Source organism: Rossellomorea sp. GAMAL-10_SWC (genome assembly GCF_049568075.1).
GTDB lineage: Bacteria > Bacillota > Bacilli > Bacillales > Bacillaceae_G > Gottfriedia.
This window is the reverse complement of record NZ_CP144911.1, coordinates 124,136-144,136: the sequence shown is the minus strand read 5'-3', so window position 1 is coordinate 144,136 and position 20,001 is coordinate 124,136. Positions and strand designations below refer to the sequence as shown.

The window sequence follows — 20,001 nt, the reverse complement described above, 5'->3', positions numbered from 1 at the left end:
ATCTCTCATGTTGAACAAAATTTTATCAATTGTAGGTAATATTTTTAAAAGTATTTCTATTGTCATCTTGTGTTTCTTAGCTTTTATTGTGATTTCTTCTAGGTTTACGGGTGGAGATTCTACCATTTTAGGCTATCAATTAAAAGCTGTTTTATCTGGGTCAATGGAACCTACTTTTCATACAGGTTCAATTATTGCAGTAAAGCTAGGTGCAAATCCATCGTCTTATCTAAAAGGCGATGTTGTTACCTTCCAAATGGATAATAAGCTAATCACTCACAGAATAGCGGCTGTCCATCATAAAAATGGAGAAATTTCATATAAAACGAAGGGTGATAACAATAATGCCCAAGATTTATGGACAGTGTATCCTCAAAATATCGTAGGAATATATTCAAATTTCACGGTTCCATATGTTGGTTATGCATTAAATTTTGTAGGCTCTAAAGCTGGATCTGCACTCTTATTAATAGTTCCAGGTTTTCTTTTAACTCTTTTTGCAATACGCAATTTGTTCCAATTAAAAAAAGAGTTTGAACAAAAAACAGCAGGATAAAGTTGGTTAGATCTCTTAAGTACAAAATAAAAGCTTAAGAGTTTAATAAATAAACCTTAAGGGGGAAATGAAATGAGTTTTACTAAGAGAATTGGTCAAGTTGTAATGAGTGGAGCAGTCGGTTTATCATTAATTAGTGGAGGTACCTTTGCATACTTTAGCGATACAATTAAAACTGATAATACGTTCGCAGCAGGTACATTAGACTTAGGTATGAACCCTAATGCTGTTGTAAACATTAGCAATTTAAAACCTGGTGATGAAGTATATCGTGAATTTACGTTAGAAAACAATGGAACTTTAGATATTAATAAAGTTTTATTAAGCACTAAATATCAAGTTGAAGACGTAAAAAATAATAACTCAGAAGACTTAGCTAAGCATATTAAAGTAACGATTATGTACAACACAAGCAGTGCTACAAATGAAATCGTTGAAACTACATTATATGACTTACAAAATCAAACTCCTGATTTAACAGCAATTAATCAATTTGTAGGTAGCACAAAAGACCCTGACGGCATTGCAGCAGGACAAAAAGAAAAGATTTTTGTATTATTCGAGTTTGTTGATAATGGAAAAGACCAAAACCAATTCCAAGGTGATAAGCTTAAAGTTGATTGGACATTTAATGCTCAAACTGGTGGAAGTACATACCACGACGACACTGATCCTAACAGCAACTAATAAAAAACAAAACCACCTAAATTTGATTAGGTGGTTTTTCACGTTGTTGAAAAACAATCTTGTCTATTAATTAAAAAACTTTCGTATAAGGTGAAGAGTGTGCTTGATTTCCACTAAAGCTTACTTTATCTTTTTGTTTTTGAGTAAGATATTCTCCTTAAGAACCTATCAGTAAACGATACTGAAAATTAAAAGTGAATCTATTACTTACAAAGCAAATCTTTCTTTTATTAATTTAGCTACTTCTTCTGCACTCATATTTGTGTTATTTATTTTTAGATAATTTTCCTTCTTAATTTCCCCTTCTATTGAATTTAATCTAAATTTTTCCATTGTCTTTATTAAATTATTTTCAGACCATTCAATATCTCTTTTTGTTGGTTTATGCTCTAATCTGTGAGGAGTTTTATTTCGTGCAAGTCGCACGTCAAGTTCTGCTTCAAGCTCAACAAAATAGGTTGTTGCGCCTTTTGACTCATATATAGTACAAACTTTCTCAACATAATCCCAATCAGATTTATGATCCAGAGCCCACACGTATGTAAAAATAATTCCATATAAGTTACTTTTTGAGACCTCTTCAAATATTTCATTTCGAAATAAATTAACTAATCTACTCCCTTCCTTTGTTCCATAATCAAAAAACTTACTAACTAAATCGATTGTCATGTGATTATGAAACAATTTTAAATCTGTTATTTTTTCTAGTTCATGCCCTACAGTCATTTTTCCGACGGCTTGAGGCCCGAATATTAATACAAACTTCATAGAACTCTCTCCCAAATATATTAATTTTTTATAAGCAACCACAAAACATAATTTTCAGACTAGTATATCACACTTGAAAATAATTAACTTGATAACAAACTTCAACATACAAAAAACTGAACGATCTGAATGAATTGCATAAGAAATAGTAAAAAAGCAGAAACAAAGAAAAGGTAAATATTCTACGTATATTTTCTGTTTACTAAAAATTTACGAAGTTATCAAAAATTTTTTATTACATTTGGGAACTATTATGTTAAAATCAGCATATAATTTAAAAACTTTCCCTAGGGAAAAACTATTTGATTTGTACAATAAATGAGGTGGTGGGAAACATGTCACAAGAATCACAAGAAAAAGTCATATATAACGAAGCCGGCTGGAGACAGGAGCATACACAACCTAGTTTGCAAGAGGTTCATCGTTCATTATCTGTTCCAAAGAAAGCAAGTAATTTCCGAAAGTTTCTTGCATTTGCTGGTCCAGGTTATTTAGTTGCAGTTGGATATATGGATCCTGGAAACTGGGCAACTTCAATAGCAGGTGGATCTGCTTTTAATTACACTTTATTATCGGTTATTTTAATTTCTAATCTAATGGCCATCATTCTACAATCATTAGCTGCTAAATTGGGTATCGTTACTGGTAGAGATTTAGCTCAAGCATGTCGAGACCACTTCAGTAAACCTGTATCATTTATACTTTGGGTACTTTGTGAAGCCGCAATTGCTGCATGTGATTTAGCTGAATTAATTGGCTCAGCCATCGCTTTAAATCTATTATTTGGTATTCCTTTGTTTTATGGAATCTGTTTGACAACTTTAGATATATTACTTGTCTTACTTTTACAAAATAAAGGATTTAGATATATTGAAGCATTTGTTATTTCTTTAATCATCTTAATTACAGGAAGCTTTGTATTTGAGTTGATCATGTCTCAACCTGATATAAAAGCTGTATTTGGTGGATTTATTCCAAGTTCTCAAGTTATTACAGATCCAAAAATGCTTTATATTTCTTTAGGAATTTTAGGGGCAACTGTTATGCCTCATAACTTATATCTACACTCTTCAATTGTTCAAACTAGAAAGTTTGATGTATCTGATGCTGGTAAAAAAGAAGCAATTAAATTTGCGACAATTGACTCAACAGTTGCATTAATGATTGCATTGTTTGTAAACGCAGCAATCTTAATTTTAGCTGCTTCAACTTTCTACAAATCGGGTCATACAAATGTTGCATCAATTGAAGATGCATTCCAGCTTCTTACTCCATTACTTGGAACGACTTTAGCAAGTACATTTTTCGGATTGGCATTATTGGCATCAGGTCAAAATTCTACCTTAACTGGTACTCTAGCTGGGCAAATTGTAATGGAAGGCTTTTTAAATATTAAGCTTAAGCCTTGGATAAGAAGATTAATTACTCGATTAATTGCTGTTACACCAGCTCTTATTGTCACTTATTTTTATGGAGCAAATGGAACTGCAGATTTATTAATTCTAAGTCAGGTAATCTTATCTTTACAGTTATCTTTCGCGGTTATACCACTAGTCATGTTCACTAGTGATGCTAAGAAAATGGGTAAATTCGTTAATAAAACTTGGCTTAAATCAGTAGCTTGGACAATTGCTTCAGTAATTGCAGTATTAAATGCATATTTACTTTGGGCAACATTCTTTAAATAATAAAATGAAATAAAAAAGATTGAACAGATGTTTGAATGACATTTGTTCAATCTTTTTTTACTTTCTCTTTTCTGTAAACGTAAATGGACTGCAATTAAAATTCGGAAATCGCAAATAAAAATAGCAAAACTGCAATTAAATTTTGAAAATCACAAATAAAAATAGCAAATCTGCAATTAAATATCTAAAAACCGCAATTAAGATGAAAAATTCCCCGTACCAGTTAAGGTATTATGACTTGAAAATTGTACAATATTGGCTATTCACAAACGGAAAACCTGCAAGTATAACCTAATTCTTACTATATTGGAAAAATCTACTTAATATTTATAAAAAAGGACAAAGATATAAACTACAAATATATAGTAAAGGTATGATCCCCCCACATAGTTCATCAATTATATTTTCAATAAAAAAGGCCGCTCCTTAGTCAGTTAACTCAACAAAAGGAACAACCCAAAATTTCAAATAGTAAAATCTAGACTTCTTTTAAAAAATTATCAATAATTGAGATTTGCTCATTTGTATTTAAAGCAGGGGCATGACCAACTTTAGGTATTGTTTCCATTTGAAACTTCTGCGTTTCCTTCATTTTTAATGCTACATCCAGTGGCAAGACGTCCGAAACTTCTCCTCGAATGAGTAAAATCTTGGACTGAATAGATTCCCAGTAATTCCACAAAGTTAAATCTTCAGTATGCTGAAATTGTAATGCAATTTTAGGATCATAATCTGGACCAATTCCACCCTCATCTCTTCTACGGCAAGAATTTTGCGTAAAATCATTCCATTCTTCTTCACTCGAAACACCAAATGAATGATAAATTAACTTATAGTAATTCTTCAATTCAGTAAATGTTTTAAATTGAGGTGGTGTACCGACATAGCTAATAATTCTCTTAATCCCTTCAATATCTTGTGGTTGGTTTTCTGAAGCTCCTGCCCCGATATCGTTTAGGACTAAATGAGAAATACGGTTTAGATGTTTAGGCGTACCAGCAAGTCGCATTCCAATTGCTCCACCCATCGAAGTCCCTACCCAACGAACTTGTTCAATTTCTAAACGGTCTAATAATCCAATTGCTAGATTTACATAGTTTTCAAAACAGTAATCTTGCTCAGGAGAAGTACTCCACTGACTTAATCCACGCCCAATCATATCTGGACAGATGACATGGTAATCCTTAGCTAAATGACGAGCTAAAATATCAAAATCCCTACCATTCCTAGTTAAACCATGCCAGCAAACAACTGTTGGATTTTTTCTTTCTCCCCATTCTGTAAAATGAAGCTCCATTCCATTAATCGATTCAAACCGAGACTCAGGAAAAAAAATATCAATCACTCCATTCATTTTAGTGTCCACTTTATGTAATATTCGATTTTTATAAAAATATCCCTATTAAAAAAACAGCGAATAAACTGAAACTATTCACGTTTAATTAAATAATAATAAAGACAAATACAGCACAATCATGAATAGTAAAAAAGATAATAGAATTGATACAAGAATAATTGAATGATGAGCAGGTATAAATTTTCCATTTTGAATTTCTTTCCGCTTTTTACTGTACTGAATAGTAGCTAATACTCCAGAAATTAAACCAACAACACATGCATATATGCCAAGAAAAATTGCTAATGTATTGATGAACTGGCTATCACTAATTTTAATTGTAAAGTGTAGCGAAGTTGTTAAAAATCCTACACCAGTAATTGAGATTGCAGTTCGCAACCATGCTAAATATGTCCTTTCGTTTGCTAGATGTTGTTGTGCATATTTAACAGTTTCATCTGAGAAATCTTTTACTTTACTTAAAGAAACCATATTAAATTACCCCCTATCAAAGATTTATAGAGTAAACTTGTAGAAAACATATCTAAGTTTTAGTTTAATCTTTAAAATTTAAGATTTAGTAAAATTGGGATTACGTTTTGATAAAAATTGAAATGGGGTAATGTAAACCTATATTTTTTACTATGGAATTAACGGAGGGAGAATTTAACAGAAGGCTTCTATATGAATAGAACAAATAATTGAGCTTTCAAAAATAAAACGGTCAAAAAGATGGTAATTCCGTCCATCTTTTTGACCGTTCAATCTAACTATTTTTCTGTTTGTTGAAATTCATTTTGAACTTTTTCCAAAAGGTTTTTATCAGTAATTAAACGATAGCCCGTTAGAGCCAATGCTTTTGCACCCGTAATTAGAGCATGATCACCAAGTGGCGATCTCGCAGCTTCACGAAATTCATTTGTATGAGCAATTAAATCATCAGGTCCAATTTTAATATATGCGTGAGAAGTCGGAACAACATGGCTTACATTTCCGGCATCAGTAGATCCAAGCCCGCCGCTTTTGCTATTCACTACTTCCCCTAATAGTCTTAGTTCCTCACCAACAAGCTCATCAAGAGATTGATTGATAATAAAATCATGGACTTCATTTTGGAATCTTTCAATTTTCACAGTACTACCAGTTGCAAGTGCTGCTCCTTCGGCAATATTACGAATCTTAGTAGATACTTTCTCCGTACGCTTCCAAGAACTAGCACGGATGAAGAATCTTGCTGAAGCATACTCTGGAATAATATTTGGTGCATCGCCTCCATGAGTGATAATTCCGTGTATGCGAACATCACTAGAAAGCTGCTGACGAAGGGCATTAATGCCATTGAATAATTGGATTACTGCATCTAAGGCATTAATGCCATGTTCTGGTGACCCAGCAGCATGAGCTGCTCTTCCATAAAAATGGAAGTCTAATGGATCTACTGCCAACGATGGACTCGATAAACCTGTTTTACCACTTGGGTGGAGCATAAGAGCTGCATCAACACCTTCTAGTAATCCATTTTTTACGAAACTCCCCTTTGCACTTCCATTTGGTCCACCCTCTTCTGCAGGTGTTCCAAATATAACAACCTCTCCTCCAGTTTCTGAGATGACTTCAGCAAGAGCGATTCCTGCTGCCACACTTGTTGTTCCAATAATATTATGTCCGCATGCATGACCAAGACCAGGTAGTGCATCGTATTCTGCTAAAAAAGCGATGGTTGGGCCTTGCTTAGACGACTTTTTCCTTGCTACAAATCCTGTTTCATGTCCTGCAATATTACGTGTAACATCGAATCCAGCTTCTACTAGAATTTTAGTATGTGTTTCTGATGCAAAAAATTCTTGATTGCCAATTTCAGGTTTCTCATGAATTTTGTGGCTAATTTCAAGATAAACTTCCTTCGATCTCTCAATACTTTTCACAATTTGTTCTCTTTGTGTTTCAATTTTGACTGTCATTTAAACTTTTCTCCCTTCCATTTTTTTAAATAAGCATGCACTAGCTTTATAGATTTTTAATTTTATCAATCGAAATGACTACTGGAACTGTAGCACCTTTGTCACGTTTAATAATGTAATCATGAACTTCTTTTGATTGATAGGCCTTTACAATCTTTGCAAAGTCCTTGTCATTTTTATTCTTCGTACGGGATGCAATAACATTGATATACGGCATAGCTGCTTTATCATTAGGATCTTCTTTATAAAGTGGATCCTTTGCAGGGTCTAAGCCTGCTTGAACGGCGAATCCATTATTGATGATCGCTGCTGCCACATCATCTAATGATCTAGCTGTTTGCCCTGCAGCAATCGGTTTGATTTTTAGATGTTTAGGATTTTCTTTAATTTGTTCAATACTACCTTTAGGATCAAAATTATCTACTAAACTAATTAGCTTTGAAGATTGTAATAGTTTAAGTGCACGCCCTGCGTTCGTAACATCATTTGGTATCGTAATCGTTGCTCCATCTGGAATATCACTTAGCTTTTTAAATTTATGTGAGTAAATCCCCATTGGCGCAATAACTGTCGAGCCAATTGCTGAAATATCTAAATTATGATCGCCTTTAAATTGGTTCATATAAGTAATCGTTTGAAAAGAATTTAAATCAAGGCTACCGTCATTAAGTGCTGTGTTAGGCTGAACATAATCTGAAAATGAAATGATTTTCAATTTAATGCCATCATTTTTCACTTGTTTTTGTACAATATTCCAAAGTTCATAGTCATCACCGTTAATACCAATCTTAACTGTTCTCTCTTTTCCATTACCTGATGATGCGTTAGAACCACATGCTGATAATACCGAAACTGTTAATAATAATGCTGCAAAAATAGTAAAAAACTTTTTCATCCTCTTTTCCTCCTTACGTATCTTGACCACGTATTTCCTAAACTTTGTATGAGTTGAACAATAACTACTAGTAATACAACTGTAATGACAATAACCAATGTTTCAAAGCGTTGATAACCATATGTAATAGCTAAGTCCCCTAATCCACCAGCACCAACAGCACCTGCTGCCGCAGTCGATCCAATCAATCCAATCGTTGCTGTTGTAAATGAAAGAATCAACGATGGAATCGCTTCAGGCAAAATAAACTTCACGATGATCTGAAACTTTGTTGCTCCCATTGAGTAAGCTGTTTCCAGTACTCCCTTATCTACTTCTAACATGGAGTTCTCAATCAATCTTGCCAAATATGGCCCTACAAAGATTGAAAGTGGAACAATTGCTGCAACTACTCCAATGGACGTTCCCGTCAATAATCTAGTAAATGGAATAATGGCAACTAGCAAAATAATAAATGGTACAGATCGAACAATATTAATAATGGTATTTAACAACGTAAATAAAGGTTTGTTTTCCATTATATGACCTGGCCTTGTTACAACTAGGATAATACCTAAAGGTAATCCTATGATTGTGCCAAAAATAAATGATCCTAGCACAGTTAGAAATGTATCTTGAGTTGCCTGCAAAAACTGCGGCCAAAAGAATTCCCAATTAAGCTCCATTTAACTCAACCTCCCTCACATCTATCCCCTTTTCCGAAATAAATTTAATAGCTTTTGCGCTTTCCTCTTTTGTTCCTTCTAGTGCCACGAGCAAATTCCCATAAGGTCTTTCTTGTAACTCTGTAATCGATCCATAAAGAATATTTAAATTTATATCGAATTTTTTAAGAACCTCTGATAATAATGGGTTGCCTGCCTTGTCACCTAGGAAGACTAATTGATAATATTTTCCCTTTGATAATGATTTCGATAACTTAGGCGGCACCTCATTTTGTAATACAGTGTTAACAAAATTCTTTGTAATACTTTTTTGTGGATTCGTAAAAACGTCATAAACATTACCTTCCTCGACAATTTCACCATCATCAATGACCGCCACTTTATCACAAAGATCACGAATTACACTCATTTCATGGGTAATAAGGAAAATTGTAAGATTATAGGAATTATTTACCTTCCTTAAAAGCTCTAATACATTCTTTGTTGTTTCAGGGTCTAATGCAGATGTAGCTTCATCACATAGCAAAAGATCTGGATCTGTTACGAGTGCCCTTGCTATTCCCACTCTTTGCTTTTGTCCTCCCGATAAGTGCCCCGGAAATACATCTTGCTTCCCTGTAAGTCCAACAAATTCAATTAACTCCATTACCTTTTCCTGAACATCCCGTTTCTTTTTTCCTTCAAGATATAGCGGCATTGCTATATTATCAAATACCGTTTTAGCAGAAAGTAGATTAAAGTGTTGGAATACGACACCAATTTTTCTACGTGTCTTACGTAACTCTTCATCTTTTAATGTCATTAGGTCCAATCCATCAATGAGAACTGATCCTTCTGTTGGCTCTTCAAGTCTATTTAAACAACGAATCAATGTACTTTTTCCTGCTCCGGAAAAACCAATGATTCCAAAGATCTCCCCTTTCTCTATTTTCATATTAATATTATTTAAAGCTTTAATTGGTGGCCTTCCAGGATAAACCTTGGAGACATTTTTTATCTCAATCAAATTACTTCCCCCATTGCAAGTTATTCCAACTTTTATAACTTAGTAAACATATTTGAAAACTAGGATTTATATCTATATTTCCCCCTTTTTCTCCTAAGGCACTACATCAAAAAACCCCTCTTCTTATCCGATAAAACAGATAAGAAGAGGGGTTAAAATATATAAGCCACTTTACTTCTTATCTTTCAAATCGATTAAACGATTTGCAGGAATTAGCACGGTATTTGTTACGAAATAACAAACCCGTTGCCGAGGTATCGTAGGGCCAGTCCCTCCACCTCTCTGGATAAGTAATAGAATTTATTAAGTTTTTGAATTATTGAGTTTATGTTATCCCTCTTTTTAGAATCCGTCAAGAATTTTTTTTGAATTTTTTTTGCGCGCACAGTTTGCCACATGACTTAGGTCCTTGAAATTCAAATCAAGAAACCTGTTTATTATATCGTTTAAAATAGGTCTAAATACTTAATTTTCGGGATTCTTATTAGTATCTCATTTAAGATAAGGCCAAAAAAGCAGACAAGGCTTCTTCGATAAAGAGAACCTGTCTGCTTTTTTGAATTATGCCTACCATAATGCAGGCTTTACTACCATAAACCATAGCATAACCATCAAAAGAACGATGTAAATCCAGATAGATCGACGAAGCTTTTGAATCAGCATTCTCTGGTCATGCGTTGGTTCACTAAATTTCCGTATGGTCGGTGAAAAGGCTCTAGCTAGGAAAAATAATGAACTCACCAAAAGAAGAATAGTCATCACAATCCAAGATGTCTTCCACGACCAATGACCTACTAGTACCAACAAGACCCCTGATCCAACCAGTACATGCCCAGCATGCTTTGCCAATCTGACAGCGAACCGGAATACATCCAAATAGCTCTGTTGTATCGCAGACTTCGAGGTATGCAGCTTTTTGAGTATCGGAATCAGTATAAAAAAAGGGCCAATCGATAAGATTACACTAGCAATATGTATATAAAGAAGCAATCTATACAGCATATAAATTATTCTTGAATGAGACGGAACTCATGAACCCATACCCTCATTTTTGGCAGCCAAGGCATTCCAGGATGGATTGACAGGATCGATTGCTTATACTCTTCTACAGTTGAATAGCCTTCCTGCTTAGCATCCTCATCTGTCAATTCACCAAGAGATTGAGAATAAACTTTTTCAACAACATACTGATTATTTTGAAGGGTCATCACTTCCCCAACATCTGCATATCTACCATTTCGGCGAGTAGCAGTTTTTTGTCCTGCCAATACCTTTTCAACATCCTCTTGAAGCGTAACAAGGCGTTCAATTGTACATGTTTTTGGCGGTAAAGCGTTCGTTTCATTTTGATTTGTCATCTAATTCATTCTCCATTTCAATTTAAATTTATAGTAAAGGCTATTAAAAAAAACGACTAGTTCCATTTTAATTAAATTAGTACTTAATTAGCAAATTTTATTTAAGAATATTGAAATAAGAAGCAACAAAAAGTGCCTTACACGTAGTACCATAATAAAGGCTAATAGAAAAACAGAAAAACTCCCAAAATAGTTTTTCTGTTTTTTACAGTTAATCCTTATTCAACTAACCCATGATTTTATAATCGTAATCCAAATCTTCAAAGCGGTAAATCCAATTAAAACTGCTAGAATCCCTCTTAAAACCTGCGTTTTTGTTTGTTTACCTATTTTTGCACCTAATGGTGAGGCAATTAAACTTGCAATTACAACAATAATTGTCGGCAAAATTTCAACTTGGCCAGTAGAGATTTTCCCGATCGTTACGCCTATTGAAGAGATAAATGTAATGGCTAATGACGATGCAATAGTCACACGAGTTGGTATTTTTAAGATCGTTAACATGATTGGTACTAACAGAAATGCTCCTCCTGCACCAACAATACCTGCACTTGTTCCAACGATAAATGCCAAACCTGCAGCAAGCCATACATTAATTGAAATTTGACCATCTGCTGACATCTCTACGTTTTTTCTAGGAATAAACATTAAAACGACCGCTATCATTGCTAAAATTCCATAAACAAGATTAATTCCATGTTCTGAAAGTAGATTTGAACCGAATCCACCAAGAAAACTTCCTATTAGTACACTTATTCCCATACTTACTATTACTTTTTTGTTTAAATAACCGCTTTTCCGATAGCTTAATACCCCACCTAAAGTTGCAAATACTACTTGGACGGCACTTATACCTGATACTTGATGTGGCGTGAAAGCAACAAATCCTAATAATGGAGGAATAAATAGGAGCATTGGATAATTTATAATCGCTCCACCAATTCCTACCATTCCTGAAATAAAGGACCCAAAAAAACCAACTAAGAAAAGTACTAAAATTAAGGTCCACTCCATTTTAAGTCCCCCTATAATAGAAAAGGAGATGTGACTATTCCCCCTCCTTTTCCTATTAATCTATTAGCTTAACCTTTTTTAATCCAAAATTTTAAAACATTGTCTTCTTCGGTATAATTTAATAATTCATGTCCACCTGATTTAGCCCAAGCAGCAAGGTCGTTTTTAGCACCTTTATCAGTTACATGAATTTCTAATACTTCGCCTGCTTCAATCTCTGCAATTGCTTTTCTTGTTTTAACAATTGGAATTGGACATGCTAAACCTTTTGCATCTAAAAATTTTGTAGCTTCCATTTTATTCTCCTCCAATTTTCATTATCGTACTGCACAGCGATTTGGACCAATTTCCATTTCTCTCTGTTTTTCTTCATCCAAATTAATTTTACCCATATTTACCTCACGGATTTCTTGATATGAGTTTGGTTGAGGTGGTAAGTTCTCAGTTACTAACTTTCTAAACTCACTTTCACTTTCAATGTTCAATCCATGATTCTGATCAAATAAATATCCTAGTTTTTTATAAACACTACCATCTTCGTTCAATTCGCTAATCACCATAAAATGTGCTGGAAGCACGATTAATTCAAGCGATAAGTTTCGGTATTTTTTATAAAGGGTTTCGCGTAAATCTCCTACCCAGTCCTCTGCCATACCAGCAAGATCGGGTCTTCCAATTGAATCGATAAATAAAATATCTCCAGAAAGTAAAAACTTTTCATCAATGACAAATGAAGTTGATCCGATTGTATGACCTGGTGAATAAAAAGCCTCAATACTGATTGCTGTTTCGCCAATCATTACCTTATTACCATCTTCTAATGGACTATATTCAAAAGTAACCTCTTTAGCATCCTTTGGTGGTAACCAGTATGTTGCTCCCGTAATCTCAGCAATTTTTCTTCCGCCAGAAATATGGTCTGCATGAAGGTGAGTATCAAATACATTTGTAATTTTTACGCTCTTTGTATTTGCAAAATCAACGTAGATATCCGTCATTCGAGTACCATCAATAATAGCAGCCTCATTATTTGAAAGCACCATGTAGGATAAACATCCCTTACCGATTCTGACAAATTGATACAGCTCTCCACCATTTTTCAAATCTGCAATTTTTACTGGTTCTAGATGTTCACTCCACTCTTTCATTCCGCCTTTAAGATAAGCTACATCTAGTCCCTCGTCTGAAAGCATCTCTGCAATCATGATGGAAGATCCTTCTTTAGCACACACAACTAAAATATCTGTACTTGCAGGAATCTTATCTAAAATGTCTTCAACCCCATCTAGTAAATCAAAATAAGGTATATTTAAATGTTCAAAATTTGAACCTTCTATTTTCCAATCGTTATAATCATCAGTATTTCGTACATCAAGAATAAATAGTTTTTCTTTATCAAATATTTTTTTTGTAATCTCTTTTGCAGACATTGCTGTGACTGCCATCTTTTATACCCCCTATAGTATACTTTTATTCAAAAAAAATTAGATTAACCTTTTATGCTTACTGTTTCCCCAGACCATTCAGTCATTCCAGGTATTACATTAAACACGTTAGTAAAACCGCTAGAAACTAGTAATTGAGCAGCAAGGTCACTGCGGTTTCCAGTTCTGCAAACGATATATATTTCATTTTCTTTATTTAATTCTGTCATACGGCTCTCCAATTCACCTAAAGGGATTGATACCGCATTTGGTATATGATTAAATACATATTCTGCTTCTTCTCTTACATCTAAAACGATTATATTTTCATTTTGTAGTTTTTGACTTAATTGATCGTTCGAAATGACGTTTTCGAATCTTTTTTCAATTGTATTTTCATCTGAAGATTTTCTTAAATAATGAAGTAATACTTCTCCATTTTCGATTGTTCCTAAGTATTGATTTCCAGTGCTTTCCGCCCAAGCTTTAATGTCTGCTTTTGAACCTTTATCAGTCGCTTGAACCTCGATTACTTGCCCATTTTCTAATTCCTTCATTGCTTTTCTAGTCTTCACAATCGGCATTGGACAAGCTAATCCTTTTGCATCTAATTTCACGTTCGATTTAATCAGTTCCATCTGATAACCTCCATACTTTAAATACCACTTGGGGTATCTATTTAATCAAAAAAATTATTCTACATTACCGAACCAAGAAAGCATTCCGCCTACCATGTTTTTAACGTTAAACCCTTGTGATTGAAGGAATTCTGTTGCACGGCCACTTCTAGCACCTGAACGACAAACCATAATATATTCTTTTGATTTATCTAATTCGTGCAATCGAAATTCAATTAATCCAAGTGGAATATGAATAGCTTCTGGGATTTTCCCTGCTGCAACTTCATCTACTTCACGAACATCGATAACCGTTACTTCTTTTCCAGTTTTCAAATTATTTTCAAGATCAATCGCAGTAATTTCTTTCATGTTATTCAATCCTTTCTAATTAAATAAATAAGTTTACTTGACCTTCTTCTGCTTCACCAATATAGGCGGCAACACCAGCATACTGAATATTCTCTAATAACTCTTCGGTTTGTAGACCTAACAGATCCATTGTCATTGTACATGCTACTAAATTTATATCTTGTTCTTGGGCCATTTCAATTAATTGTGGTAAAGGCAATGCATTATGCTTTTTAATAATATCCTTAATCATCTTTGGTCCAAAACCTGCAAAATTCATTTTAGAAAGTCCCATTTTATCGGCCCCTCTAGGCATCATCTTTCCAAACATCTTTTCGATAAAACCTTTTTTTGTTGCTATATGTTCACCTTTTCGTAAAGCATTTAACCCCCAAAATGTATGAAAAATAGTTACTTCATGATCAAAAGCTGCAGCACCGTTCGCAATAATGTAGGCAGCCATTGCTTTGTCATAATCTCCACTAAATAAAATGATATTTGTTTTCTTAGCTGTCATATTCTTTCTCCTTTCCATTCTTTATACCCACTAGGGTATATAACAAAACAAAAAAATATATCTTATATATACTATTACCCCTATGGGTATATGATGTTAAAATTAAAAAATTGAGTCAAACCATATATTATCTACTTTTTACAAGTAAGTTTACTGCTTCTTTCACTAAATCTTCAGCATCTTGCCCGTTTTCATTCGCATTTCGGACACAATCAACTAAATTTGAGCTTACTATAACGCCAATCGTACGATCCAAAGCTGATTTAACTGCTGATAACTGTGTAATGACATCTTTACAGTCCTTGTCTTCTTCTATCATTTTTAAAATTCCACGAATCTGTCCCTCAATTCGCTTTATTCTATTTTTTACTGGATCATCATATTTCATTAAATCACCCCTAACTCATAAAACTAAATAAGGCTTACGCATTTATTTTAGAATATATGTGCAATATTCTTACTTAGAATATATACCCCTTAGGGTATATTGTCAACCATTTAATTTTATAAAAGTTAGCCTTCTTTTAGTTAGTTAAAAGTAAATATGAACAAAAATAATCACATTAATGTGATCATTTTTGTTCGAGTATCTTGAGAATTTAAGATTTTACAGTCATTTCTATCTCAAAATAAGTACCTACTTCCATAACTGCTTCGTCTTTATGCATGTAGTCATTTTTCTCTTTTAAATAAATATAATCATTAGACCATTCGCCAATGTTTTGAATAATATCTTTTAAAGCATTAGTGAATATAACTACCTCTTCATTTGTAGTCGTTGGATGAACACTCATGCGAATCCAACCAGGCTTTACACTAATATTTCCATTATCAATTTCATCTGTAATTGATTTAGACATTTCTCTTGTAATATTCAAAAGCATATGTCCATAAGTACCTGCGCATGAACAACCGCCTCTTACTTGAATTCCGAAACGATCATTTAATAATCTAACAACTAAATTATGGTGAATATCCTTTAAATAAAAAGAATAAAAACCTAATCTTGGATTGCTTGAATTTTCAAGTACCACTACATTTTCAATTGACTTAAGTTCATCTAATAAGATGTGTTCTAATTCTTCTTCACGGTTTAAGATGTTCATTGTACCCATTGCATCTTTTACCTTAATAGCAAGTGCTGTTCTAATTGTTTGCAGAAATCCTGGAGTACCGCCATCTTCTCTTTCGCGAATATTGTTAATATATTTTTTCTCACCCCATGGATTCGTCCACTCAACAGTTCCTCCACCTGGATGATCTGGAATTTTATTTTGATATAGAGAAGAGTCAAATATTAAAACTCCGCTACTACCAGGCCCTCCTAAAAACTTATGTGGAGAAAACAGAATCGCATCAAGTTTTTCCATTGGATCACTAGGATGCATATCAATGTCAACGTATGGTGCAGAAGCTGAGAAATCCACAAAACAAACACCATTATATTCATGCATAAGTCTAGCAAGCTTATGATAAGGTGTAATTAATCCAGATACATTCGAGCAAGCACTAAATGATCCAATTACTTTTCGTTTATTCTTATAAAACTCTAGGCGTTTTCTTAAAAATTCTAAATCAACTACGTTGTTCGCACAGTTCGGTACAACTTCCACATCACAAATCGTTTCTAACCATGAAGTGTGATTACTATGATGCTCCATACTAGTTATAAAAACTACCGGTCTTTCTTCCTCAGGTAAACTTAAACGGAAATGGAAGTTTTCATGAATTTTCAACCCTAAAATACGTTGAAACTTATTCATAACGCCTGTCATTCCTGATCCATCTGTTATGATTGTGTCGGAAGCGCTTGCATTAACATGTTCCTTTATGATCTGTAATGCTTCATGATAACAATTCGTCATCGTGCTTCCAGTTATATTTGATTCCGTATGCGTATTTGCAACATAAGGCCCAAAAGTTGAAAGAAATTTTTCTTCAACAGGTCCATATAACCTACCGCTCGCAGCCCAATCTAAATAAATAATTTTCTTTTCACCAAATGGCGATAAGAATGTTTTTTCATTTCCAATAATCTCTTTTCTAAATTGTGAAAAATACTTTTCTAAATTCAATTTTATCGCTCCTAATGAGAATATGTTTTGTGCTTTTTAATCGGAAGCTCTGTTTAGATAATTAAGATAAAACCGAGTATTCCAATACCCAATAGGGTATTATATAAAATGCACTGAAGCCAGTCCGCTCATGACGGAATGGCTTTTTTAAAGTAATTTATCAATTTTTAAACAGAACCAATTAAAAAGAAAATATCTTGCGTCAAAATCTAAATAGAAAACTTATTTACATATACAAATATATGTCAAATTATTCTGCATTAAAAGAATTTTTTTCACTTTTAAAATATTAGTAAAATTTTACACTATCTATTTTATTTAAAAAGAGACCCTTTTTGATAGTACTCTTTCATCATTTTTTCAGGAACCATACTACCACCTGTAGCCCAAATGACATGGGTACTATTTTCCATTTTTTTCATTAAATTATTTTTTAGTAAATAATCTTTACCTTCTTTAAATAATTTAATTGGACCGATCATACCAGCTAGTGCTGACGGCTCTAAATAAAGATTTTCAGTATCAACTAACTCTTTTAACATGGTATATAGCTTTTCATCACTTATTGTGTAGCTACCGCTTAAAAAAGGCTCGATGATTTTTCCTACAAAGCCAGATGGTCTCCCTACAGCAAGTCCATCTGCATCCGTTTTATTATCAATACCAAAATCTTGTACAGAAACTTGATCGTGAAGTCCTGTCATTAATCCAATCAACATACAAGGAGAATGAGTTGGCTCGGCAAAAAAGACATGAACATTATCTTTAAATAATAGTTTCAGACCAAATGCGACACCACCAGGTCCTCCTCCAACTCCGCAAGGTAAATAAACAAATAATGGATGATTTTCATCAATTGTAATGTCTAATTCTTCAAATTGTTTTTTTAAACGTGAAGCTGCTACTGCATATCCTAAAAATAAATCTTTTGAATTTTCATCATCTACAAAATAACAATTAGGATCTGCTTCTGCTTGAATTCGTCCTTCTTCTACTGCCTTACTATAATCCGCCTCGTACTCAATAACATTTACATTTTTACTTCTAAGTAAATCTTTTTTCCATTGCTTTGCATCTGCTGACATATGAACTGTTACTTTAAAACCTAACTTTGCACTAATAATTCCAATGCTCATACCTAAATTACCAGTGGACCCTACAGCAATTGAGTAGTTAGAGAAAAATTCTCTAAAAATATCACTATCTATTTTTGAGTAATCATCTTCACTCGTTAATAGCTGATGCTTTATAGCTAGGCTTTCGGCATGCTTTAAAATTTCATAAATGCCACCTCTTGCTTTAATTGACCCTGATATTGGTAAATGACTATCACATTTTAAAAATAATTCTCCTAATATAGTTTGTTGAAAACTTTTTTCTAACGATTGTTTCATAGAAGGAATTTGTACTAAAGGTGACTCAATAATGCCATTTGTATCTTTTGTTTCTGGAAAAACCTTTGATATATATGGAGCAAACCTTTTTAATCGTTTATCTGCGTCGTTTACATCTTCTTGGGTAAGTGGTGACTTTTTAATAGCTTTTTGAAACGTCTCTAAATTTGGATTCAACCAAAAGTATTCCTCTAAGTTAATAAGTTTTTCTAGTATTGGATTACTTTCTATATATCCCTGAATATCAATTCTCTCCATCCTATTTCCTCCTTGCTTTAATCAGCTTATTTAAAGTTTAACAGATATTAAATTTTCTAGAATAGCTTTGATTGTTAATCTTTTGTAAATTTCATTGAGAAGACATTGGTTTAGTATTTGATTCAAACTATACTATTTCTATGTATCAGTTGCTGGAGGAAAATATGGAACTTAATACTAAAAATAGAAAATTAACTTCTTTATTAGAAATACTTATTGTTTCTACTAAACTTGGCTTAACTTCTTTTGGTGGACCGATCGCTCATTTAGGTTATTTTCGTGAAGAATATGTAAGAAGGAAAAAGTGGATTGACGATCAAAACTATGCTGACTTAGTCGCTTTGTCACAATTTTTACCTGGACCAGCAAGCAGCCAAGTTGGCATTGGTATTGGCGTAATACGTGCAGGGGTCTTAGGGGGAATTGTCTCATTTATTGGATTTACATTACCATCAGTAATTGTACTTATATTATTTGCATTATTACTACAAGACTTGGATATAAAAAATTCCGGTTGGATCCATGGATTAAAACTGGTTGCAGTGCCAATTGTTGCACAGGCTATTTTAGGTATGGTAAAGAACTTGACGCCTGATTTAAAAAGGAAGGCTCTTGCTTTGTTTGCAATGATCGCTACACTAATATGGCAAACGACATTCACTCAAATTGCTGTCATTTTAATTTCTTCAATTGTAGGATATTTACTATATCAGGATAATGAAAATAGTGATAAAACTACATTAGTTACGAATATATCAAAAAAAGTTTCAATCATTTGCTTGGCTATATTTTTTATATTATTAGTTTTATTACCCTTAATTAGTTCGTTTACAGCGTCAAAATGGATATCTATATTTGACAGTTTTTACAGAGCAGGATCAATGGTATTTGGTGGAGGCCATGTTGTTCTCCCTTTACTTGAACGTGAGTTTGTTCCTACAGGATGGCTAAACAAAGAAACATTTTTGGCTGGATATGGTGTCACGCAGGCTGTACCAGGACCATTATTTACGTTTGCTTCCTATTTAGGAACTGTAATGGCTGGCTGGCGAGGAGGTTTAATTGCAACGATTGCCATCTTTTTACCTGCTTTCCTACTTATTTTAGGTACTCTTCCAATTTGGGCTAGTATGCGTCGTAATTCGAAATTAAGGAGAGCTTTATTAGGAGTAAACGCAGCAGTAGTTGGGATCTTAATTTCAGCTTTTATTAATCCAATATGGATAAGCTCTATATTTTCAATTGTTGACTTTTTAATCGTAGCTGTCTTATTTTGTATGTTAGTAATGATGAAATTACCACCATGGGTTATTGTTCTTGTTGGAGCAATTAGTGGAGAAATTTTATCTAGAATTTGAATTTTTTTTGTTAATTATCTATTCAAACTTTAAGAGAACAGCCCCTCGTCATTTGTAAAAGAAGGGCAAATCC

The 20,001-nt window shown here is 33.5% G+C and carries 22 protein-coding genes and 1 riboswitch; of the genes, 4 read left to right on the top strand and 18 right to left on the bottom strand.

The features are described from left to right. Positions 1-10 precede the first annotated feature (10 nt). Complete coding sequence (gene sipW, locus V5E38_RS00710) at positions 11-556, top strand: signal peptidase I SipW (RefSeq protein WP_499213486.1); 546 nt, start codon at positions 11-13, stop codon at positions 554-556. Positions 557-628: 72 nt separating this feature from the next. Next, positions 629-1,243, top strand: coding sequence for a TasA family protein (locus V5E38_RS00705; RefSeq protein ID WP_499211813.1), 615 nt, complete (start codon positions 629-631; stop codon positions 1,241-1,243). Between the two features lie 207 nt (positions 1,244-1,450). Here V5E38_RS00705 and V5E38_RS00700 read toward each other — a convergent pair whose 3' ends face one another. After that, on the bottom strand, positions 1,451-2,011 hold the full coding sequence (locus V5E38_RS00700; protein WP_499211812.1) for a DEAD/DEAH box helicase family protein: 561 nt from the start codon (positions 2,009-2,011) through the stop codon (positions 1,451-1,453). 335 nt (positions 2,012-2,346) lie between these two features. Between V5E38_RS00700 and V5E38_RS00695 the strand changes: the two genes are divergently transcribed. Continuing rightward, positions 2,347-3,699: a divalent metal cation transporter gene (locus V5E38_RS00695; RefSeq protein WP_499211811.1), complete on the top strand. Its 1,353-nt coding sequence runs from the start codon at positions 2,347-2,349 to the stop codon at positions 3,697-3,699. A gap of 478 nt (positions 3,700-4,177) precedes the next feature. On the opposite strand, the gene V5E38_RS00690 is transcribed toward V5E38_RS00695, so the two are convergent. From V5E38_RS00690 to dsdA, 17 genes are all read right to left on the bottom strand, one after another. Beyond that, on the bottom strand, positions 4,178-5,053 hold the full coding sequence (locus tag V5E38_RS00690) for an alpha/beta fold hydrolase (RefSeq protein WP_499211810.1): 876 nt from the start codon (positions 5,051-5,053) through the stop codon (positions 4,178-4,180). Between the two features lie 84 nt (positions 5,054-5,137). Further along, entirely contained in the window at positions 5,138-5,527 is a 390-nt protein-coding gene (locus V5E38_RS00685) for a YidH family protein (RefSeq protein ID WP_499211809.1), read from the bottom strand. A 278-nt stretch (positions 5,528-5,805) separates the two neighbouring features. Beyond that, entirely contained in the window at positions 5,806-6,996 is a 1,191-nt protein-coding gene (locus V5E38_RS00680) for a M20 family metallopeptidase (protein ID WP_499211808.1), read from the bottom strand. Between the two features lie 46 nt (positions 6,997-7,042). Then, positions 7,043-7,891, bottom strand: a complete 849-nt coding sequence (locus V5E38_RS00675) for a MetQ/NlpA family ABC transporter substrate-binding protein (RefSeq protein WP_335447773.1) — start codon at positions 7,889-7,891, stop codon at positions 7,043-7,045. Next, on the bottom strand, positions 7,888-8,556 hold the full coding sequence (locus tag V5E38_RS00670) for a methionine ABC transporter permease (protein WP_056467650.1): 669 nt from the start codon (positions 8,554-8,556) through the stop codon (positions 7,888-7,890). The genes V5E38_RS00675 and V5E38_RS00670 overlap by 4 nt, the downstream gene beginning before the upstream one ends. Further along, the gene (locus tag V5E38_RS00665; protein ID WP_499211807.1) at positions 8,546-9,562 is read right to left on the bottom strand and encodes a methionine ABC transporter ATP-binding protein; all 1,017 of its coding nucleotides are present in this window, start codon (positions 9,560-9,562) and stop codon (positions 8,546-8,548) included. The genes V5E38_RS00670 and V5E38_RS00665 overlap by 11 nt, the downstream gene beginning before the upstream one ends. A gap of 175 nt (positions 9,563-9,737) precedes the next feature. Continuing rightward, positions 9,738-9,855, bottom strand: a riboswitch (SAM riboswitch). Between the two features lie 274 nt (positions 9,856-10,129). Next, positions 10,130-10,564, bottom strand: a complete 435-nt coding sequence (locus V5E38_RS00660) for a hypothetical protein (protein WP_499211806.1) — start codon at positions 10,562-10,564, stop codon at positions 10,130-10,132. A gap of 5 nt (positions 10,565-10,569) precedes the next feature. Further along, the gene (locus V5E38_RS00655) at positions 10,570-10,920 is read right to left on the bottom strand and encodes an ASCH domain-containing protein (protein WP_499211805.1); all 351 of its coding nucleotides are present in this window, start codon (positions 10,918-10,920) and stop codon (positions 10,570-10,572) included. 222 nt (positions 10,921-11,142) lie between these two features. Beyond that, the gene (locus V5E38_RS00650) at positions 11,143-11,934 is read right to left on the bottom strand and encodes a sulfite exporter TauE/SafE family protein (protein WP_499211804.1); all 792 of its coding nucleotides are present in this window, start codon (positions 11,932-11,934) and stop codon (positions 11,143-11,145) included. A 68-nt stretch (positions 11,935-12,002) separates the two neighbouring features. Then, positions 12,003-12,230 carry a sulfurtransferase TusA family protein gene (locus V5E38_RS00645; RefSeq protein ID WP_499211803.1) on the bottom strand — a complete coding sequence of 76 codons (228 nt, stop codon included), beginning with the start codon at positions 12,228-12,230 and terminating at the stop codon, positions 12,003-12,005. 21 nt (positions 12,231-12,251) lie between these two features. Then, positions 12,252-13,379 carry an MBL fold metallo-hydrolase gene (locus tag V5E38_RS00640; protein ID WP_499211802.1) on the bottom strand — a complete coding sequence of 376 codons (1,128 nt, stop codon included), beginning with the start codon at positions 13,377-13,379 and terminating at the stop codon, positions 12,252-12,254. Positions 13,380-13,423: 44 nt separating this feature from the next. Beyond that, positions 13,424-13,996, bottom strand: a complete 573-nt coding sequence (locus V5E38_RS00635) for a sulfurtransferase TusA family protein (RefSeq protein WP_499211801.1) — start codon at positions 13,994-13,996, stop codon at positions 13,424-13,426. A gap of 54 nt (positions 13,997-14,050) precedes the next feature. Next, the gene (locus V5E38_RS00630; protein WP_499211800.1) at positions 14,051-14,347 is read right to left on the bottom strand and encodes a rhodanese-like domain-containing protein; all 297 of its coding nucleotides are present in this window, start codon (positions 14,345-14,347) and stop codon (positions 14,051-14,053) included. A 19-nt stretch (positions 14,348-14,366) separates the two neighbouring features. Continuing rightward, positions 14,367-14,843 (bottom strand): DsrE/DsrF/DrsH-like family protein, encoded by a 477-nt coding sequence (locus V5E38_RS00625; RefSeq protein WP_499211799.1) that lies wholly within the window; start codon positions 14,841-14,843, stop codon positions 14,367-14,369. A gap of 127 nt (positions 14,844-14,970) precedes the next feature. Beyond that, on the bottom strand, positions 14,971-15,231 hold the full coding sequence (locus tag V5E38_RS00620; RefSeq protein WP_429889219.1) for a metal-sensitive transcriptional regulator: 261 nt from the start codon (positions 15,229-15,231) through the stop codon (positions 14,971-14,973). Positions 15,232-15,442: 211 nt separating this feature from the next. Continuing rightward, on the bottom strand, positions 15,443-16,918 hold the full coding sequence (locus tag V5E38_RS00615) for an aminotransferase class V-fold PLP-dependent enzyme (RefSeq protein WP_499211798.1): 1,476 nt from the start codon (positions 16,916-16,918) through the stop codon (positions 15,443-15,445). A gap of 314 nt (positions 16,919-17,232) precedes the next feature. Further along, on the bottom strand, positions 17,233-18,570 hold the full coding sequence (dsdA, locus tag V5E38_RS00610; RefSeq protein ID WP_499211797.1) for a D-serine dehydratase: 1,338 nt from the start codon (positions 18,568-18,570) through the stop codon (positions 17,233-17,235). 164 nt (positions 18,571-18,734) lie between these two features. On the opposite strand from dsdA, the gene V5E38_RS00605 reads away from it, so the two are divergent. Further along, positions 18,735-19,928, top strand: a complete 1,194-nt coding sequence (locus V5E38_RS00605; protein ID WP_499211796.1) for a chromate transporter — start codon at positions 18,735-18,737, stop codon at positions 19,926-19,928. The last annotated feature ends 73 nt before the right edge of the window (positions 19,929-20,001 follow it).

What these genes read in the sequence shown, in the direction of transcription:
- V5E38_RS00705 (WP_499211813.1), top strand. Translation starts at nt 629, where the DNA reads ATGAGTTTTACTAAGAGAATTGGTCAAGTTGTAATGAGTGGAGCAGTC.
- V5E38_RS00700 (WP_499211812.1), bottom strand. Translation starts at nt 2,011, where the DNA reads ATGAAGTTTGTATTAATATTCGGGCCTCAAGCCGTCGGAAAAATGACT.
- V5E38_RS00695 (WP_499211811.1), top strand. Translation starts at nt 2,347, where the DNA reads ATGTCACAAGAATCACAAGAAAAAGTCATATATAACGAAGCCGGCTGG.
- V5E38_RS00690 (WP_499211810.1), bottom strand. Translation starts at nt 5,053, where the DNA reads ATGAATGGAGTGATTGATATTTTTTTTCCTGAGTCTCGGTTTGAATCG.
- V5E38_RS00685 (WP_499211809.1), bottom strand. Translation starts at nt 5,527, where the DNA reads ATGGTTTCTTTAAGTAAAGTAAAAGATTTCTCAGATGAAACTGTTAAA.
- V5E38_RS00680 (WP_499211808.1), bottom strand. Translation starts at nt 6,996, where the DNA reads ATGACAGTCAAAATTGAAACACAAAGAGAACAAATTGTGAAAAGTATT.
- V5E38_RS00675 (WP_335447773.1), bottom strand. Translation starts at nt 7,891, where the DNA reads ATGAAAAAGTTTTTTACTATTTTTGCAGCATTATTATTAACAGTTTCG.
- V5E38_RS00670 (WP_056467650.1), bottom strand. Translation starts at nt 8,556, where the DNA reads ATGGAGCTTAATTGGGAATTCTTTTGGCCGCAGTTTTTGCAGGCAACT.
- V5E38_RS00660 (WP_499211806.1), bottom strand. Translation starts at nt 10,564, where the DNA reads ATGCTGTATAGATTGCTTCTTTATATACATATTGCTAGTGTAATCTTA.
- V5E38_RS00655 (WP_499211805.1), bottom strand. Translation starts at nt 10,920, where the DNA reads ATGACAAATCAAAATGAAACGAACGCTTTACCGCCAAAAACATGTACA.
- V5E38_RS00650 (WP_499211804.1), bottom strand. Translation starts at nt 11,934, where the DNA reads ATGGAGTGGACCTTAATTTTAGTACTTTTCTTAGTTGGTTTTTTTGGG.
- V5E38_RS00645 (WP_499211803.1), bottom strand. Translation starts at nt 12,230, where the DNA reads ATGGAAGCTACAAAATTTTTAGATGCAAAAGGTTTAGCATGTCCAATT.
- V5E38_RS00640 (WP_499211802.1), bottom strand. Translation starts at nt 13,379, where the DNA reads ATGGCAGTCACAGCAATGTCTGCAAAAGAGATTACAAAAAAAATATTT.
- V5E38_RS00635 (WP_499211801.1), bottom strand. Translation starts at nt 13,996, where the DNA reads ATGGAACTGATTAAATCGAACGTGAAATTAGATGCAAAAGGATTAGCT.
- V5E38_RS00630 (WP_499211800.1), bottom strand. Translation starts at nt 14,347, where the DNA reads ATGAAAGAAATTACTGCGATTGATCTTGAAAATAATTTGAAAACTGGA.
- V5E38_RS00625 (WP_499211799.1), bottom strand. Translation starts at nt 14,843, where the DNA reads ATGACAGCTAAGAAAACAAATATCATTTTATTTAGTGGAGATTATGAC.
- V5E38_RS00620 (WP_429889219.1), bottom strand. Translation starts at nt 15,231, where the DNA reads ATGAAATATGATGATCCAGTAAAAAATAGAATAAAGCGAATTGAGGGA.
- dsdA (WP_499211797.1), bottom strand. Translation starts at nt 18,570, where the DNA reads ATGGAGAGAATTGATATTCAGGGATATATAGAAAGTAATCCAATACTA.
- V5E38_RS00605 (WP_499211796.1), top strand. Translation starts at nt 18,735, where the DNA reads ATGGAACTTAATACTAAAAATAGAAAATTAACTTCTTTATTAGAAATA.